15 protein-coding genes are annotated in these 16,015 nt (G+C 61.8%); 4 read left to right on the top strand and 11 right to left on the bottom strand.

Going from position 1 to position 16,015, the window contains the following annotated elements; translation table 11 throughout:
* The first annotated feature begins 330 nt into the window (after positions 1 to 330).
* Positions 331 to 1,107 carry a dioxygenase family protein gene (locus tag HFO71_RS04045; RefSeq protein WP_168259230.1) on the top strand — a complete coding sequence of 259 codons (777 nt, stop codon included), beginning with the start codon at positions 331 to 333 and terminating at the stop codon, positions 1,105 to 1,107.
* A 99-nt stretch (positions 1,108 to 1,206) separates the two neighbouring features.
* On the opposite strand, the gene HFO71_RS04040 is transcribed toward HFO71_RS04045, so the two are convergent.
* The 3 genes from HFO71_RS04040 to HFO71_RS04030 form a co-directional block, all read right to left on the bottom strand.
* Positions 1,207 to 1,983 carry a molybdopterin-binding protein gene (locus HFO71_RS04040; protein WP_077978572.1) on the bottom strand — a complete coding sequence of 259 codons (777 nt, stop codon included), beginning with the start codon at positions 1,981 to 1,983 and terminating at the stop codon, positions 1,207 to 1,209.
* Complete coding sequence (locus HFO71_RS04035; RefSeq protein WP_168259231.1) at positions 1,980 to 2,822, bottom strand: cytochrome b/b6 domain-containing protein; 843 nt, start codon at positions 2,820 to 2,822, stop codon at positions 1,980 to 1,982. Before HFO71_RS04035 ends, HFO71_RS04040 begins: the two co-directional genes overlap by 4 nt.
* An 85-nt stretch (positions 2,823 to 2,907) precedes the next feature.
* Positions 2,908 to 3,159: a pentapeptide MXKDX repeat protein gene (locus HFO71_RS04030; RefSeq protein WP_132609968.1), complete on the bottom strand. Its 252-nt coding sequence runs from the start codon at positions 3,157 to 3,159 to the stop codon at positions 2,908 to 2,910.
* Positions 3,160 to 3,395: 236 nt separating this feature from the next.
* Here HFO71_RS04030 and HFO71_RS04025 point away from each other — a divergent pair, with 236 nt between their 5' ends.
* From HFO71_RS04025 to HFO71_RS04015, 3 genes are all read left to right on the top strand, one after another.
* A complete protein-coding gene (locus HFO71_RS04025) occupies positions 3,396 to 3,944 on the top strand; it encodes a sigma-70 family RNA polymerase sigma factor (RefSeq protein ID WP_221987541.1) in 549 nt (182 codons plus the stop codon).
* Positions 3,941 to 4,585, top strand: coding sequence for an NrsF family protein (locus HFO71_RS04020; RefSeq protein WP_131642715.1), 645 nt, complete (start codon positions 3,941 to 3,943; stop codon positions 4,583 to 4,585). Before HFO71_RS04025 ends, HFO71_RS04020 begins: the two co-directional genes overlap by 4 nt.
* Before the next feature lie 406 nt (positions 4,586 to 4,991).
* Positions 4,992 to 5,273, top strand: coding sequence for a hypothetical protein (locus HFO71_RS04015; protein ID WP_025395071.1), 282 nt, complete (start codon positions 4,992 to 4,994; stop codon positions 5,271 to 5,273).
* Positions 5,274 to 5,339: 66 nt separating this feature from the next.
* On the opposite strand, the gene HFO71_RS04010 is transcribed toward HFO71_RS04015, so the two are convergent.
* The 8 genes from HFO71_RS04010 to HFO71_RS03975 form a co-directional block, all read right to left on the bottom strand.
* On the bottom strand, positions 5,340 to 6,833 hold the full coding sequence (locus HFO71_RS04010) for a right-handed parallel beta-helix repeat-containing protein (RefSeq protein WP_168259232.1): 1,494 nt from the start codon (positions 6,831 to 6,833) through the stop codon (positions 5,340 to 5,342).
* A gap of 463 nt (positions 6,834 to 7,296) precedes the next feature.
* Positions 7,297 to 8,784, bottom strand: coding sequence for a right-handed parallel beta-helix repeat-containing protein (locus HFO71_RS04005; protein WP_221987540.1), 1,488 nt, complete (start codon positions 8,782 to 8,784; stop codon positions 7,297 to 7,299).
* Positions 8,785 to 9,307: 523 nt separating this feature from the next.
* Entirely contained in the window at positions 9,308 to 10,279 is a 972-nt protein-coding gene (locus tag HFO71_RS04000) for a DMT family transporter (RefSeq protein WP_168259234.1), read from the bottom strand.
* Positions 10,280 to 10,417: 138 nt separating this feature from the next.
* Positions 10,418 to 11,638 carry an ABC transporter permease gene (locus HFO71_RS03995; RefSeq protein WP_168259235.1) on the bottom strand — a complete coding sequence of 407 codons (1,221 nt, stop codon included), beginning with the start codon at positions 11,636 to 11,638 and terminating at the stop codon, positions 10,418 to 10,420.
* 4 nt (positions 11,639 to 11,642) lie between these two features.
* Positions 11,643 to 12,782, bottom strand: a complete 1,140-nt coding sequence (locus HFO71_RS03990; RefSeq protein WP_025395076.1) for an ABC transporter permease — start codon at positions 12,780 to 12,782, stop codon at positions 11,643 to 11,645.
* Positions 12,779 to 13,483 (bottom strand): ABC transporter ATP-binding protein, encoded by a 705-nt coding sequence (locus tag HFO71_RS03985; protein WP_131642720.1) that lies wholly within the window; start codon positions 13,481 to 13,483, stop codon positions 12,779 to 12,781. The genes HFO71_RS03990 and HFO71_RS03985 overlap by 4 nt, the downstream gene beginning before the upstream one ends.
* Positions 13,480 to 14,712 carry an efflux RND transporter periplasmic adaptor subunit gene (locus HFO71_RS03980; RefSeq protein WP_221987539.1) on the bottom strand — a complete coding sequence of 411 codons (1,233 nt, stop codon included), beginning with the start codon at positions 14,710 to 14,712 and terminating at the stop codon, positions 13,480 to 13,482. Before HFO71_RS03980 ends, HFO71_RS03985 begins: the two co-directional genes overlap by 4 nt.
* Positions 14,713 to 14,880: 168 nt before the next feature.
* On the bottom strand, positions 14,881 to 15,954 hold the full coding sequence (locus HFO71_RS03975; protein ID WP_077978582.1) for a helix-turn-helix transcriptional regulator: 1,074 nt from the start codon (positions 15,952 to 15,954) through the stop codon (positions 14,881 to 14,883).
* Positions 15,955 to 16,015: the final 61 nt, after the last annotated feature.

Below are 16,015 nucleotides of genomic sequence, written 5' to 3'. Positions count from 1 at the left end.
CCCTGACTCGGAAACGAATTTTGGATGCCTACTGCATAGTTCAAGCGGAATCGATTCATGGATAAAATTATTCGGTAATTCAATGCTTTACAGCGTCTTTTAGGCGACCGGAGCCCAAGGGGTGCTTCGGAGCAACCGTCCATTGGCTAACATCGGCAGAATACACTTTCCCGTCAATCCGCCTGCAAACAGGAGTGGCTGCTTCGGGACCCACCTGGCGTCTCGGCGGCATTGCAGAATGATCTCGTTGCCGTCGATCATTGCCTGGATTTAATTGGAATTTCCTGCGCATCCTCCTTAAATCCTGCGACTTGAGGCAGAGGAAGACAGATGAAGAGGCGGACTCTTGTGCTTGGCGGTGCGGCCATTGTCGCATCATCCGTGGCTGCGGTGGCAATCTGGCCGCGGCGGCATGTCGTTGTTGCCGCCAGGACATTCGACTGGAAGGGAACGGATTTCGTAAGCGGCGGCACAAAATCGGTTACCTTGGAAAAGCTGCCAGAGCCGCTCTTCCGTACCAGTCCGAATTGTGTCGTGACCGTCGCCCAGACCCTTGGCCCCTGCCATGTCAACAATGTCCCGGCTCGTCAGGACGTTTCGGAAGGAAAGGCCGGGCTGCCTTTGCGGTTGGCCGTTCGGATCGTCCACGCGGCCGATTGCCGGCCGGTCGAAAATGCTGATATCGAAATCTGGCATACCGATCACCGCGGCATCTATTCCGGCCGCGAGGCTGCGGAGATGTGCACCTTCGGCGATGCCGAGGCGATCAGCGGGCTCGCCTTTCGCGGCCGCCAGCTGACGGATGCCACGGGGCAGGCAAGCTTCTTGACGGCCTATCCCGGATGGTATAAGGGCCGCACGCCGCACGTTCACTGCCGCATCCTCGCCGAGGGCAAGGAGCTTCTCGTCAGCCAGATCTATTTCGACGATGTGCTGAGCGATATCATCTATGGCGAGCATCCCGACTATCTCGGGCGCCCTGCCCGCGATACGCGCAACGACGAGGACGGCCTCTTCCCGGAGGATGCGGCCGACCACATGTTCGATTTCGAAAAGCTCGACGGCGGCGTGCTATCCGCCACCATCACGATCGGTCTCTCTTCCTGAGGGGAGCTGCGGGATTTCCGTACCCTTGACCACGACGACCTCTCCGGCCGTGGAACCCGACACGAGGAAAACGTCAAGGTCGGCATGTCGGTCGGGGGCCTATATGCCCGCATACCATTCATAACCGCGATCCTCCCAGAAGCCGCCATTGCCGCCGTAGAGCTGGCCGAGATCGGCGACGGCTTCGATGCCGGTCAGGTATTTTGCCTGCTTGTAGCCGAGCTGGCGCTCGACCCGGAGCCGGAGTGGCGCGCCATGGGCCACTTCGAGATCGCGGCCGTTCATGCTGTGGGCAAGGATCGTCTGGGGGTGAAACGCATCGACGAGATCGATGCTTTCGTAATACCAGCCGCTGCCGTCGAGCGTCTTTTCATATTCGTCGGCGCAGTGGAAGACGATGTAGCGGGCTTCGGGTTTCAGACCGGCCGTCTGAAGCAACGCACCAAGCGGCACGCCGGTCCATTTGCCGATCGCGCTCCAGCCCTCGACGCAGTCATGCCTTGTGATCTGCGTGCGGGCCGGCAGGGATTTCAGCTCGGCCAGCGACAATTGCATCGGCTTGTCGACCAGCCCGCCGACCTCGAGCTTCCAGCCCGAAAACCGCTGGTTCATCCAGTCGATATAGCGGGCATTGTCGGGCATGCTCGTGCCGTTGGCGCGGAAGGTCGGCGAGATATCGGCTTCGGTGAACTCGCGGGCGAGTGCGTCGTCACCGAGCAGAAAGCGCTGCGTCTTCATGCTGAAGCCTTCGGCGATCTTCAACACCGATTTCGTCCGATCGTTTTCGACGAGGGCATCGCAGCCGGCAAGCCCCAGCGCCGATGCCGTCATGGTCGCGCCGATCAGGAAGCGACGTCTGGTGATGATGCGGCTCATGACTTTCCTCCCTGCCCGATGTCGTAATAACCGGTGACCATCGAGCGCAGATTGTTGAACACGCCCGAGACCAGCACCATCGCCACATGCACGGCGACGAAGGCGACGAGCGAGAAGGCGGTCAGGAAATGCAGTGTGCGGGCCGATTGTCGGCCGCCGAACAGATCGAGCAGCCAAGGGGCGACCGCATTGAAGCCCGGCGACATGGTAAGCCCCGTCCCGATCATCAGCGGCAGCAGCACGAAGATCACGGCGAGATAGGCGAGTTTCTGCAGCGTATTATAGTGGCGAGCCTCGGCCCCCTTGGGAAAGCGCAGCCGGGCGTGATTGACGATCTCGTGACCGAGATGCGAAGGCTTCAGCTCTTCGGCCGCCGGCAGCAGATCGCGGCGGAAATGCCGGCTGACGAAACCATAGGCGAGATAGATGAAGCCGTTGATGACGAACAGCCAGGCAAAGAAGAAATGCCAGCGCCGGCCCGATGCCAGATCCTGGTAGCTCGGCAAGGTCAGCCAGTTCGGAAAACCGCGCACCGCGGCCTCGCCGTCGATATTCGAAACCCCGAGAACGCCCGTCGTGTCGAAGCTCAATCCGCCGATGCGCGTCACGCCCTTCAGTGCATCGGCTTCCTGTTCCGCCTCCATGGAAATGAAGGACGGATCGTCGTCGGCGCCGTACTGGCCCCAATAGAGCGCCGGATGGGCGTTGAATATCTGCAGGCCGCTGTACAGCAGCACCGTCATGCACAGCACGTTTACCCAGTGCGACAGGCGCACCAGCAGGCCATGGCGGTAGAAGAGCGTGCGTCCGCTCGCCATGCCGGCATCGGTCGTAACCATTGTAGTTCCTCCGGATCGGCGTGAAAGGTCTTCGCGAGAAAGGACGCGGCCGCCGACGATAAAGTTTCAGCGGCCGCGGCTAAACTTACTTCATCGCGTCGCAGGCCTTCATCATCGTGTCCTTCTTCATCGTGTCCTTTTCCATGCCGGCATTGTGCATGCAGTCGGCCTGGGTGCTGCCGGTCGCCATTGCGTCCTTGGACATGGCGTCCTTCGACATCGTGTCGGTCTTCATGCTGTCTTTCTTCATGGCATCGCTTTGAGCGCTGGCGGCGCCGGCAAGCGATAGGCCGATGACGAATGTGCAGGCGGCAAGGCTGGAAAGGATCTTGGTCATGAGGATCTTCTCGGATCGATTGACATGTCCGCCGGCACCCGCCGACGGCTCGCGGTCCTGAATTCGATCCCCTTGCGAAGGCGGTTACAGCCTCACGCTTATGTGATAGCGCTACAGCGCCCTTTGCGTCTTTTGGAGACGCGCAAAGGACGCTGTACACTTCGAATTGCCGCCGGAAGATTTTTGAACCCGCCTGTAACCAAAGCGTCATCCACCCGAATGATATTGCAGACGACATGACGAGCACCCATTCGGAACAAGCACTGAAGATGCTGATGCTTCTTTCCCTCGACGGGGACGAGGCAGCCTACCGGCGTCTGCTCGTGACGTTGCGAACCCTGTTCGTCGGTTATTACGGCGGGCGGATCGGCACTACCGCGAAATCCGACACGGAAGATCTCGTGCAGGAGACGTTGCTGGCGCTGCATTCGCGCCGGGCGACCTATGACAGGGAGCGGCCGTTCACCGCGTGGTTCTTCTCGATTGCCCGCTACAAGCTGATCGACCACCACCGAAAGCATGGCGGCCGCTACAAGGCGGAAATAGAACTGGACGAGGAAATCGAAGACGACTTCAGGGAGGATGCGATTGCAGCGCGCATGGATGTCGAACGGCTGTTGAACGGACTGCCGCAGCACCAGCAGGAGCTGATCCGTCAGGTCAAGCTCGAGGGGCAGTCGGTGGCCGACACGGCAAGCCGCACCGGACAGTCGGAATCGGCGGTCAAGGTCGGCGTTCACAGGGGCATCAAGGCGCTGGCGGCAAGATTGCGAGGTGGGATGTGAGAGAGACTGAGGACGTGATCGACAGCCTTGTCCGGGATCTGAAGCCGGTGCCGAGATATGTGCTCGAACGCCGTTTCGCGTTCGCCATCCTGCCTGCTCTGGCAGTCTCGCTGCTGCTGATGCTTATCGTCCTCGGCTTTCGCACCGATATGGCGCAGGCGCTGATGCTGCCGGTCTTCTGGATCAAGTCCGCCTACAATGCCTTGCTTGCAGTCGCCGCCTTCGCAGCCGTTTACCGCCTGTCCCGGCCGGATGGCTCGGAGGGCCGCTTTTTCGGGATTGCCGCGGCCATCATACTCGCCCTCGCCGTCATGGCGGTCATCCAGCTCGCTTTGTCGCCGGCCGCCAGCTATCCCGTGCTGGTGCTCGGCTCCTCCGCCCTGCATTGCCCGCTGCTGATCTTTGCCTTTGCCATGCCGATCCTGATCGCAAATACCTGGGTTCTCCGTGGCGGTGCCCCGAGCAACCTCGGAATCACTGGCTTCATCGCCGGCATTGCCGCCGGCGCATCCGGCGCCTGGGTCTATTCCTGGTTCTGCACGGAAAACGGTCTGCCCTTTGTCACCCTCTGGTATTCGCTCGGCATCCTCTTGACCGGCGCAATCGGCGCGCTGCTCGGCCCCCGCCTCCTGCGCTGGTAGCACCGGCTGTTTGCGGCACTGCGCCACTAGAGCCTTTCCAGGTTAGATTGAAGCATTCTGTTGGCTCAAACGGAGTCGGATGGTCGACCGGCCGGCGCGTGTCGTAGCCCGGCTCTACGGCCAAGCCGGCCGGTCGATCAGCCGGCCCGTTTCAGCCAACCCGAAGGGCCGGGCATCTTTCCGCCAGGACAAAGGCGATCGGCTCGCACGTACCTTGGGGTATGCCCTTCGCCAATCGCCTTTGTCCTGACGAAAATCTGCTCCGGCAGAATGCTTCAATCTAACCCGGAAAGGCTCTAATCCTTCATCCGGCATGAAACCAGATGCAGCATTCCTGCGTACTACTCGGGGGGTGAGTCTTGCGTACCCCCTGGATCGGAAACCACAGGCAGCGAGGAATGACGGCATGGTCAGGAAAGAAGGCGTAGCCCACCTCACCCGGCAAGCCGCGGAACAGGGGCTGGCCAGGCTGATGATGAGGCTGCCTGCGACGCGGGCAACGATCAGAGCAGTTGCGGCGAGCCAGCCCCATTTTTATGAATTATGCGGCGCCTACGGCGAAGCCTGCGCCGTCCTCGATCGCATGCGCCGGGATAGATCGGCCGATCCCGCAATCATCACCGAATACGAGATCATCTGCGCGGAAATCGAAGTCGATGTCATCAGGATCCTGCTCGGCGATCAATGAGACTTCGCAAGTACTGGACGGACTGCCGCCGCGATAATGCAACGCCATTTGCCGCCGGCATCCCTATCAGCTCAGCAGGTCATCCACATGGATGGAGACGCTCAGCGTATCCGTGTCGAAATGCAGCGAAGTCCCGTCGGAGATCTTGTAATGGAAGGTGTCGCTGACATCTCCGCTGAGCCCGGCGAGCTTTGCCGCGTCGGCCGTATAGGTGTAATCGCCGTCACTGTCGACATGGATTGTACCGTATCGGCCGGTCAGCGTTACGCCGTCCTTGTCGACGAATTCGCCCTCGAAACGGCGAAGCAGCAGGTTTCCATTGGCCGAGCTGTCGTTTTCGAGGAGATTGCCGTAATGGGCGCCATCCAGATCGGAGACGATTTTCAGGCTGTCATGGGTTGCGACAATGGCAGGCGCCGTGTCCGTGTGCGTCGTATCGCCGACCGCGAGACTATCGCTGCTCGCCAGCATCGACGCCTGGGCCTCATCGAGCGTCGTGTTGTTGCTGACGGGAAAGGTGTTCGCGGCGATGATAGTGGGAGAGATGCTGTATGGCCTGACATCGCTGGCGATGACATTGTCGTGGAAGGAGCCGGATGCCGGCCTGTCGACCTTCAGCGCTGCCTGCGACAGATCGTCGAAGACGTTGTTGTGGATGTCGATACCTTCGCGAACGTAACTGGTCGTGCCGGCGGCACTGACCGCTACGCCCCATACGCCGTCATGGATATAATTGCCCGATATATCGTAGTCCCGCGTATTGCCCTGGTCGCCGAGACCAATGGCATAGGACCAGCTGTAGCCGCCATAACCTGAAATATCGTTGTCGTGGATAGCGACGTTGGTGCCGGCTTGTGCGGCGATCCCGAAGCCACCACCGATAATCGCGTTGTCCTCGACCAAGGCATTTACCGGCCGAACGAGCGCGATGACACCCTTCGGCGTAACTGCGCCCGTCTGGTCGAGATAATTGCCGCTGATCACGATATTGCTGCTGTCGTTCATCTGGACGGCATCCGCCGCCGTGCCGTGGGCGTTCGTGACGGTGTTGTTGAGAAAATTGACGCCGTTGACTTTTTCGATCCAGACGCCGTCGCCGTTCACGTCGTTGATCGTGCTGTTTTCGATGGTGATGTTGGAGCCGGTCCGGAAGGTGATGGAACCCGACTTGCCCGCCAAGCCGGTGTGATCGACCTCGACGTTGCGGACCGTCCAGTTCGAAACATACCCAGCATAGATGGCCGCGCCGCCGGTATCCGAGATCTTGAGGTTCTCGATGACGATGTTCGATGCATAGAGGCTGTGAATGCCATCATTGGGGCTATGGATGACCGGCGCATCGCCGACACCATAACTGCCGATCGTAATCGGAGCCGCAACGCTGCCGGAGTATTTAAGGTCGAGCTGGTCGTTGAACACGCTTCCGGCGGCGAGCAGCACGCTGTCGCCCGGCTGTAGCTTCAAGTTTTCCACCGCCCAGAACGATGCAAACGGCGTGGCCTCGCTCGTTCCGCTGTTGCTGTTGGAGCCTATTGCTGGATTCACATAATAAATTGCCATATCGCCTTGTTCTCGAATTGCCCGCGCAGCCATCTGAATCGGCTGCGACGCGTGGATCGGATGCGGTCGGGGCTAAAGGCCATGTCAAAAGGCCTTCGATATTGCCCTCACGACGGTTGGCAGACCTGTGGCCCTGCCTTGGTCCCGAGAACGCCTGGCGGAGGCGTATCCTGGAAATGACAACTTATACGGAAACAATCTACTAAAAAGCGACCGAAAGGTGAATGAACGATAATCGTACCCTCGGCGACGTATGGTCGCAGAGGTGAAATGTCCCGTTTCAGGTCAGTCGCAAGCCGGAAAGGTTGGGGCCGCATTGCAGCCCCTTACCCTCACCCGGCGGCAGCCGGATGAGGGTGCTGTGGGAGCCATTTGGTGGCGAGAGCAACGCTTCCCCCAGGGGAGCCACGCCTCCCCGGAAGGAACGCCTCCCGGCATAGCGCCGGCTCCCGGCACACTCACCTCAGCTCAGCAAGCCATCCATATGGATGAAGACGGTCAGCGTATCCCCGTCGCTATGATGCGAGCTTCCATCGTTGATCCCGTAGCTGAACGACTCGCTCACATGTCCGCTACGGTCAGGGAGTTTCGTTTCATCGAGCGTGTAGGCATAATTGCCTTCCCGGTCGACGTGGATCTGACCATATTCCCCGGTCAGCGTCAGGCCGTGCTTGCCGACGGTTTCGTCGCCGAAGCGGCGCAGCACCAGGGTGTCGTTATCCGAGCTATCGTTTTCGAGGAGATTGCCGCGATGGCCGTCGCCCGTATCGGTGAAAATCTTCAAATTATCATGGACGGCGACAACCGCTGGATCCGCGGAGGCCTCCATGACTGCCGCGGTCTTCGCAACCGGGCTTGCCAGCGCCGTCTCGACATTGGCGACCGTATGATTGCCTTTGACCGTGAAAATATGCGCATCGGCAATGGCCGGCGATATGCTGGTGGCCTTGGTGCCGGTCTCGATCGTATTGTTGTAGAAGGAGCCGGATGCCGGCCTGTCGACCTTCAGCGCCGCCTGCGAGAGGTCGTCGAAGACGTTGTCGTGGACCTTGATATTCGTGCGGGTATAGCTGGCGCCGCTGGGGCCACTGACGGCAACGCCCCATGCGCCGTCATGAATATGGTTGCCTGAAATATCATAGTCCCGCGCATTGCCCTGGTCGCCGAGACCGACGGCGAAGGACCAGCTGTAACCGTGATATCCGGATATGTCGTTGTCGCGGATGGCGACGTTCTTGCCAGCGGGCGCGCTGATACCGAAGCCGCCGCCGGTGAGCACATTATCCTCGACCACGGCGTTCGTTGCCCGCACCAGTGCTATCACTCCCTTCGGAGTGCTGGCGTCAGTCTGGTCGAGATGATTGCCCTTGATCAGAATATTGCTGCTGTCATTCACTTGCACGGCATCGGCCGTCGAGCCGTTCGCGCTGGTGACGGTGTTGTTGAGAAGCTTGACGCCGTCGACCTTCTCGATCCAGAAGCCGTCGCCTTTGACGCCCGATATCTTGCTGTCTTCGACCGTGACGTTCTTGCTGCTCCGGAAGGTGACGGCGCCTGCGTTTTCCGACAATCCCGTCTTGGCGATCTCGACGTCGCGGACCGTCCAGTTCGTAACACTGCCGCCATAGATGCCCGAACCACCGGTATTCGATATCTTCAGGTTCTCGATGACGATGTTGGAGGCATAGAGACTGTGGACGCCGTCGCTGCTGCTGTGGATGACGGGTGCCGCACCCGTCCCGTAACTGCCGATCTTGATCGGCGCACTCTCACTGCCGGAATATTTGATATCGAACTGCTCGTTGAACACGCTTCCTTTCGCAAGAAGCACGCTGTCGCCGGGTTTCAGCTTCAAGGATTCCACTTTGGACAAAGTCGCAAAAGCCGAATTCTGGCCCGTTCCGCTGTTGCGGTCGGAGCCACTCGCTGAGTTCACATAGTAGACTGTCATATCGCCATGTTGCCCTATTCGTCGGATCGTTATGTCGCCGCGGGATCGTCCAGGATCGGCCAATCGGATGCGGCGGGGGCAAACCGGCCACGGCAAGAAGGCGATAAGATGTTGTCAATGCGGCAGCGGGCGGGTTCGCGCGCCTCATTCCACAGGCAATTGCCTGGTGTGACAAAAGTTACAACTTGGGCCGAGAAATCGGCGACTTCGAGGTGAATAAATCGCGGCGTGTTTGCGCAACGCACACGTCGCCTTCCATCTGTGCGCCATGTGATTCTTGCCTTCGCTTGCGCTCAGGAGGTGAGGAGCGCCAGCGACGAACGCCTTGAGCGTAAGCGAAAGGCGCACTCCAAGGTGAAACCCTACCCCCTCGCCCTCAAAGCCGAGGTCAGCGGCAACCATGTCGCAGCGATGGGGAGACCTCAGGCCTACAGCGCCGCGCGTCTTTTCAGACGCGCAAAGGACGCTGTAGCACTTTGAATTGCCGCATAATTTTATCCTTAAATCGATCCGATTTAAGGAATTATGCAGTAGCCGCTTCGGCCCTGATCTTCGGCTTCAGCAGGATGATGAGAAGCAAGCCGGCGATGATGAGTGCCGCGCCTTCGAGGTGATAGCGTTGCAACTGCTCGCCGAGGATCAGATAGGCGAGCACGGCTATGAAGATGGTCTGAATGTAGAGGAGGACGCCCGCCCGAGCCGCGCCCAGTGCCTCGATGCTGCGATTGAAGAGGTAGTACATGACCGCCCCGCCGGGGATCGCGACATAGGCGAGCGCGATGAGCCCGCTGCCGTTGAGCGTCGAGCGCTCGTCTGAGAATAGCTCGAACAGGTAGAAGGGCAGCGCCGTCAGCACCGCCGCACCGAGCAGCAGCACCAGGAGCGCAAGGCGATTCATGTCGAATTTCGCGCGGCGGAGCAGGACGGTATAAAGACTGAAACAGAACGCGCCGGCGACGATCCACAGTTCACCCGGGTTGAAGTCGAGCCGCATCAGCGCGGCCGGACTGCCCTTGATGATGATGACCACGATCCCGAGAAAGGCCAGGATCGATCCGATCACCTGCCAGCGTCCCATCGGCTCGGCCAGCATCAAACGGGCAAGGATCATGGTGATGATCGGGATCAGGGCGATGATGATGCCGGCAGTGGTGGCATCGGCATGTTCGAGGCCGACAAAAATCATGCCCTGGCAGATCGCCAGTCCCACACCGCCAATGAGAAGCAGTTCGAGCGGGCGAGCCCACATCAGCGCGACCATGTCGCCAAAATGCCGGCGCACGATCGGCATCAGGATCGCGAAGGCGATCAGCACGCGCCAGAAGCAGAGCGCCCAGGGCGGCATCTCGGTAGAAACCCATTTTGCCGCGATATAGACGCCGGCCGACAGCAGCCAGCAGAGAACGCCCACGGAATAGGCGGCGGCAAGCGAATTGCCTGCCGCCTGTTCCGTCCCGACCGTGTCGCGATGCACCGCCAAGACATTCATTGCCATGGCTTAGTTATGCCATAGTTTCCGTGGGCTGCACATATGCGGCGGCGGCACTCCGCCTGTTGCGGATGTCTCCTTCGGGCCGATCAGGACGGTCGCCGTGATGATGTGACCCGCCCGGAAGATTTAGACAGCCAGCCTCTACCCTCTCGCCCGCAAAGCCGAGGTCAGCGGCAGCCGTGTCGCCGCAAGTGCCGGCAACGCGCCGCCGATTATGCCGATGGCAAGTCCCAGCAGGCCGGCGGTGAGCGCGACGTCGGCGGTGACGTCGAGCTGGAAGGCCATCTTGGTATTGTTGGCGCCCATCGTGCTGGCCTGCCAGCCGTTGAAGGCGACCCATGAGGCGAGGATGCCGAGGGCGGCGCCGGTGATCGCGAGAGCCACGGCCTCGACCCAGGTGGCAGTGAAGGCCGGCAGGCGGCCGAAGCCGAGCAGGCGGAGCATGGCGATCTCTATCGCGCGGTCGGAGACCGAGCTCATCATCGTATTCAAAGCGCCGGCGGTTGCCCCGACCGCCATCAAGAGCGCCAGCGGCCAGCCGAACAGGCGGATGAGGCTCGCGGTACGCTCAGATTGCGCGGCATAGAGATCGGTCTCGGAGAGGGCGGTGAGCGGCGCACCGGGAAATGCGGAGAGATGCTCCTGCAACACAGGCAACCCGCCTGCCCCATCGAGACGCACGCGCAGGCTCTGCACCTGTCCCTGCCGGTCGAAGGCCGATTGCACCGCCTCCAGATCCGCCCAGATCTCGGATTCGAAGGCGCTGCCGCCAGAGATGAAATGCCCGACGACCGTCCAGTCCACCGCACCGAGCCGCACCCTGTCGCCGATGGCGAAGCCGGAGAATTCATCGGCGATGCGCCCTCCGACGACAATCTCGCGGGCGCCCGGCGAAAACAGCCGCCCTTGGGACAGCGCGGCGCGGTCGCGCAGGCCGGGCCCGGCCAGGTCCATGCCCCGCAGCGACAGCGTTTGGTCCGCACCGTCGCTTGCCCTGATGACATCGACGGGAACGACGATTTCGCGCGACAGCGCCAGGCCGCCGACGGGCGCCAAGCCGCCCGCGGCATTGCGCGCCACGCCGATATCGCCGGTCATGGCGGTCAGGCTGCGGATCGTCTCGGCCGGCACATCGGAACCGGTCTCCTGGTTGGTGCCGCCGCCGAGAATGACGGCGATGCCTGATGAACCCGCGCCTTGAAGGGTCGCCTCGAAGCCCCTGGCCATGGCGAGAAAACCCGCAAGCACCGCCACCACGAGCGCGACCGACAGCACCATCGACAGCGAGATCGCGAGCCGCCGCGGCAGGCTGCCGAGATTGACTCTGATCATGAGAAAGATCTGCTTGAGCGCTGATGACATTGGATTATCTCGATCTGAAGGCGTTGATGATGGGCAGGCGCATGGCGTTGACGGCAGGCAGCAAGCCGGTCAGGAGGCCGAGGGCGGCGATGATGGCGACGGATTTCGCCAGCACGGATGAGGTGAAGGCGAGGCCGAATTCCGGCCCGGCAAACAGCGTCGCGAGCTTGGCGAGAACGAGCCCGCCCGCCCCGCCGACGGCGAAGACGAACAGTGTCTCGCCGAGGATCAACGCAATGATCCGCCCCCTGGAAAAGCCGAGCACCTTCATGACACCGATCTCGAAGCTGCGCTCCCTCACGGCAAAGAGCATGGTGTTGACCACGATCATCAGGATCGTCACGAAGGCGGCGCCGACGACGAGGCTGACGATCAGGCCGATATCGGCGAACTGCCGCAAGAAAGCCTCGAGGAACTGCTTTTCCGATTGAGTGCGCGTCGGTGCCGCCGAATTGGCAAACAGCGCGTCGATCCTTGCCGCCAGCACGCCGGATGAAACACCCGGTCGCGGTCGCACCACGAAGCCATCGACTGTATCCTTGCCGCGGGCGCGCGCCGCATTGACGGCATCATAGCGGGCGATCATGAAATAGGTGTCGGTGCTGGCGTCGGCCCCTTCGAAGATGCCGGCGATCTCAAAACTCCAGTTGCGGCTGCCGTCTTCCCTTGTCAGGTGGCTGGTGACCCCGATGCGCTGGCCGACCGACCAGCCCTGCGCCTCCGCCAGCGCCCGGCCGACCAGCACCCGGTCACGGCCCTCTTCCAGCGCTGATATCAGCTGCGGCGTCAGCCCGAGCTCGTCGCCATTGGCCGCGGCGATCAATCGTGGATCGACCGCGCTCGTCATCACGACATTCTTCTCGACATCGACGAAGCCCCGCATGCGCGTCATGTAGGCGACGGCGGCGACATCGCTATCGGCGGCGATCCTGTTGAGATAGGTAAGCGGCAGCGGCTGCGCCCGCCCCGATCTGTTGAAGACGCCGAGCAGCGTATCGCTCGCCCCGGCCGCCCCTTGCGAGCCGCTGAGGAAGCTCGCCGTCAGCCCATAGATCAGGAAGGCGACGCCGACCGAGAACATCAGAAGCGTGGCCCTGAGCGGCTTGCGCCAGGCATTGCGGCGCATCAGCTGGAAGAAGGTCATTGGGCCGACCTTTCCTGCTCGACGAATTCGCCCTTGTTGAGATGCAGCGTGCGCCGGGCAAAGGAAGCCGCCTTGGGATCATGCGTCACCATAATGATGGTCTTCCGCAGTTCTTGATTAAGAAAGCCGAGCATCTCCAGGATATCGTTTGCAGACTTCCGGTCGAGATCGCCGGTCGGTTCGTCGCAGAGCAAGAGATCCGGATCGCCGACGATGGCGCGGGCGATGCCGACGCGCTGCTGCTGCCCGCCGGACATGCTGGATGGAAACTGCCGCTGCCGCCCGGAGAGCCCGACCAGATCCATCACGGTCTCGACGCGCGCCCGCCGCTCCTTGCGCTTGAGCGGTTTCAACAGCAGCGGCAGCTCGATGTTTTCGCCCGCATTCAGCATCGGCAGCAAATTGTAGAACTGGAAGACGATGCCCATGCTGTGTGCCCGCCAGGTGGCTTTGGCGCCTTCGCCCATCTGCTCGAGATGGCTGCGGCCGATCCTGATCTCCCCTCCGTCGGGGCTGTCGATGCCGCCGAGCATGTTGAGCAGCGTCGATTTCCCCGAGCCCGACGGGCCCATGACGGCGACGAAATCGCCGCGTGCTATGGAAAGGTCGAGGCCGGAAAAGATCGGGATCGTCTCCGAGCCGATCCTGAATGCCTTCCTGACGCCGCGAAGCGCGATATAGGGTTCTTGAGTGTCGGTCATCGCTCTGCTCCTTGCTGATGGTCTGTGTTACCCCCGGCCTCACCCACCAGAAGGCGGATGCGCGCGGCCATGGCGGGGCGCATGTCTGGCGGCGGCGAGGAGAGCGACAGGCGAAGCGTCACCGTCCCCTTTTCCCGCGAAATCATCGGTGCGATCTTCGATACTTCGACCGCAAAGGGCCGGTCGGGAAAGCCGTCGAGCACCGCCTCGCCACGCAAGCCTGGCCGCATCAAGGCGATATTCGCCTCGGCCACATCGGCATCGATAACCATGTTCGCCATGTCGGCAATCGCAAGCAGGCTTTCATTTTCCCGCACGCTGTCCTCGCGCGACAGCACGGTGTTGCCGACATGCGCGGTAAGCCGGGTGACGGTGCCTGATATCGGCGCCCGGACGGTCAGCGCTTCCACCTGCTCGCGCGCCCTGTCGATATCGAGATCGGCCTTGGCCACGTCCTGCCGTGCCTGCAGGGCGGCATTCTCGGCAGTGTCGAACGCCGTCTTCGCCTCCTCCAGCGTCTGCGCCGACATCGCATCGCGCCCGGCCAGCCGCTCGGTGCGCGTGAGGGAAGACCGCGCCTGCGCCAATTCAATAGTCTTCGCCGTCAGCGCCAACTCCGCCGACTGCCGGGCGATCTCGGCGCCTTGAAGTGCAAAGCGGGCGCCGGCATCATCGAGCCGCACCAGCACCTGCCCCGATACGACCCTGTCGCCCGCCTCAACCTCGACGGCAGCGATCCGACCTTCATATTTGGAGAAGATGGTGGCGATATCGGGGGCCACGACGTAGCCGGAGCCGGTGACTTCCCGGGACGGCAATGCCCTGTCCGCTGGGTTATTGGAGGGCGGAGCCCGGATAGGACCGGCGGCGGGCACGTCGCTTCCATTGACGGATATTGCGGCCTCTTCCTTGTCTATGAGTCCCGCAAGCATAGTCTCGATGCACCCCAGCGTTTCGGGCCGATTGAGAAGCACCACCACAAGAGATGCCGTTGCGGCAAGGGCCAGCATCGCTCCGGGGATCACCCGCCGCCGGACATGGGGCTCCGGCGGTTCCGTCTTGAAGGCCGCGGGCTCGATCGAAAGTGATCTCAGCTTGGCGGCAAGGTCTCGGTCATGTTCTGATGTCGTGTTCATGCCGCCAGAATGACCAACGGCGACAAAACCGCGACCTCGAACGCGTTTCTGACAGTCCTCGATCGCGATTGTGTACTTGGCGCAGCAAGGCACCCGGGGTCAGCCCTCATGGTAAGGAGGCCCGAAGGGGGCCGTCTCGAACCACGAGGGCGGGTGATTGCGTGGGTACGGACTGGCTGGATGAAGCGGCGGTTGCCAGCCCCGTCCTTCAAGGCCCTACGGGGCGCTCAGGATGAGGCTGGGGAGAGGACAGGCGTCACTTCAGGACGAAGCCGAAGAGACGCCGGATCCGCCCTTCCTCTCACGCCAGGCAAGCGGCGTCATATCCGTGACCCGGCGGAATTCACGGTTGAAGTTGGACTTGGTCTGGAAGCCGACCTCGAACATCACCTCGGTCACCGATTTCTGGCTCGCGGCAAGCAGCCGGCAGGCCTCGCCGATCCTGTAGTCATTGACATATTGCGAGACGTTCTTGTCCATCGCCCGGTTGATCGCCGCCGAGATCTGGCGGGCGGGAATGCCGGCCTTGCGGGCCAGCCGGTCGAGATTGAGATTGGCATCGCGATAGAGTTTTTTTGCCTCCATCAGCGCATCGACCGTGGCGATCGTCTCCTTGTCTTCGGTCGTTTCGGACTTCAGCACCGCCTCCACCGTCTCGGCCGGCGCCCGGCTTCGGCTGGCGGCGGCTGCCGCAATGCCGAGGATGACGAGAACCGCGAGATTGCTGACGCTGATCAGCGTCAGCGCATGCTCGCCATGCGCCCATGTGAAATCGAGAAAGACGAAGATATCGACTGAGGCCGACAGGCACAGCGCCACCGCCGCGAAGATGATGGCCCGATAGGCCGGCACCGCTCCCTCGAAGGGCGCAAGCCGAAGCGCATCCGCGCCCGGCCGCATCAGAAGCAGGATCGCCAGGGCATAGCCGACGAAAACAAGCACCAGCGCGACATCGATCGCATCCCGCCGGAGCGCCATCAAAAGCAGGATGACCGCGGCGGGCACCGCATGCAGTGCAATGCGCGTCGGCAGCGGCCGCCGGCTCGTCCTCACCAGCCTGGAAACCCCGGCATAGGCAAGTGGCGGCACCATCGCCGCGGTGACAGGCGCGATCACGCCCACCGCCTGCACCCCATAGCCCCAGCGCAGGCCGGAGAGGACGGATTGCAGCACGGCGAGCAGGATCAGTGCCAGAAACGGCAGGTTGGGCTGCGCCTCCTCGTCGCGCCTGAGGACGGCAACGAAGAGGATGAGCAGCAGCAGGGCAACGACGAAAGGAAGCGGAATGAACAGCATGGCCTGATAGGATCGAAGTGGCGAATGGATGGCCATCATTGCCGAGATCCTCAGCCGGCGCGACCTCCATCATGTTTTAGGACGCGTTAGGCTGGGATTT

It is taken from the genome of Rhizobium laguerreae, assembly GCF_019778565.1.
Lineage (GTDB): Bacteria > Pseudomonadota > Alphaproteobacteria > Rhizobiales > Rhizobiaceae > Rhizobium > Rhizobium laguerreae.
Note: the sequence above shows the minus strand (reverse complement) of the source record. Positions and strands in the feature narration are given on the sequence as shown.

Coding starts and splice junctions, on each gene's coding strand:
- HFO71_RS04005 (WP_221987540.1), bottom strand. CDS start 8,784: ATGACAGTCTACTATGTGAACTCAGCGAGTGGCTCCGACCGCAACAGC.
- HFO71_RS03985 (WP_131642720.1), bottom strand. CDS start 13,483: ATGACCGACACTCAAGAACCCTATATCGCGCTTCGCGGCGTCAGGAAG.
- HFO71_RS04045 (WP_168259230.1), top strand. CDS start 331: ATGAAGAGGCGGACTCTTGTGCTTGGCGGTGCGGCCATTGTCGCATCA.
- HFO71_RS03995 (WP_168259235.1), bottom strand. CDS start 11,638: ATGTCATCAGCGCTCAAGCAGATCTTTCTCATGATCAGAGTCAATCTC.
- HFO71_RS04035 (WP_168259231.1), bottom strand. CDS start 2,822: ATGGTTACGACCGATGCCGGCATGGCGAGCGGACGCACGCTCTTCTAC.
- HFO71_RS04030 (WP_132609968.1), bottom strand. CDS start 3,159: ATGACCAAGATCCTTTCCAGCCTTGCCGCCTGCACATTCGTCATCGGC.
- HFO71_RS04025 (WP_221987541.1), top strand. CDS start 3,396: ATGACGAGCACCCATTCGGAACAAGCACTGAAGATGCTGATGCTTCTT.
- HFO71_RS04040 (WP_077978572.1), bottom strand. CDS start 1,983: ATGAGCCGCATCATCACCAGACGTCGCTTCCTGATCGGCGCGACCATG.
- HFO71_RS04010 (WP_168259232.1), bottom strand. CDS start 6,833: ATGGCAATTTATTATGTGAATCCAGCAATAGGCTCCAACAGCAACAGC.
- HFO71_RS04000 (WP_168259234.1), bottom strand. CDS start 10,279: ATGGCAATGAATGTCTTGGCGGTGCATCGCGACACGGTCGGGACGGAA.
- HFO71_RS03990 (WP_025395076.1), bottom strand. CDS start 12,782: ATGACCTTCTTCCAGCTGATGCGCCGCAATGCCTGGCGCAAGCCGCTC.
- HFO71_RS03975 (WP_077978582.1), bottom strand. CDS start 15,954: ATGATGGCCATCCATTCGCCACTTCGATCCTATCAGGCCATGCTGTTC.
- HFO71_RS04015 (WP_025395071.1), top strand. CDS start 4,992: ATGGTCAGGAAAGAAGGCGTAGCCCACCTCACCCGGCAAGCCGCGGAA.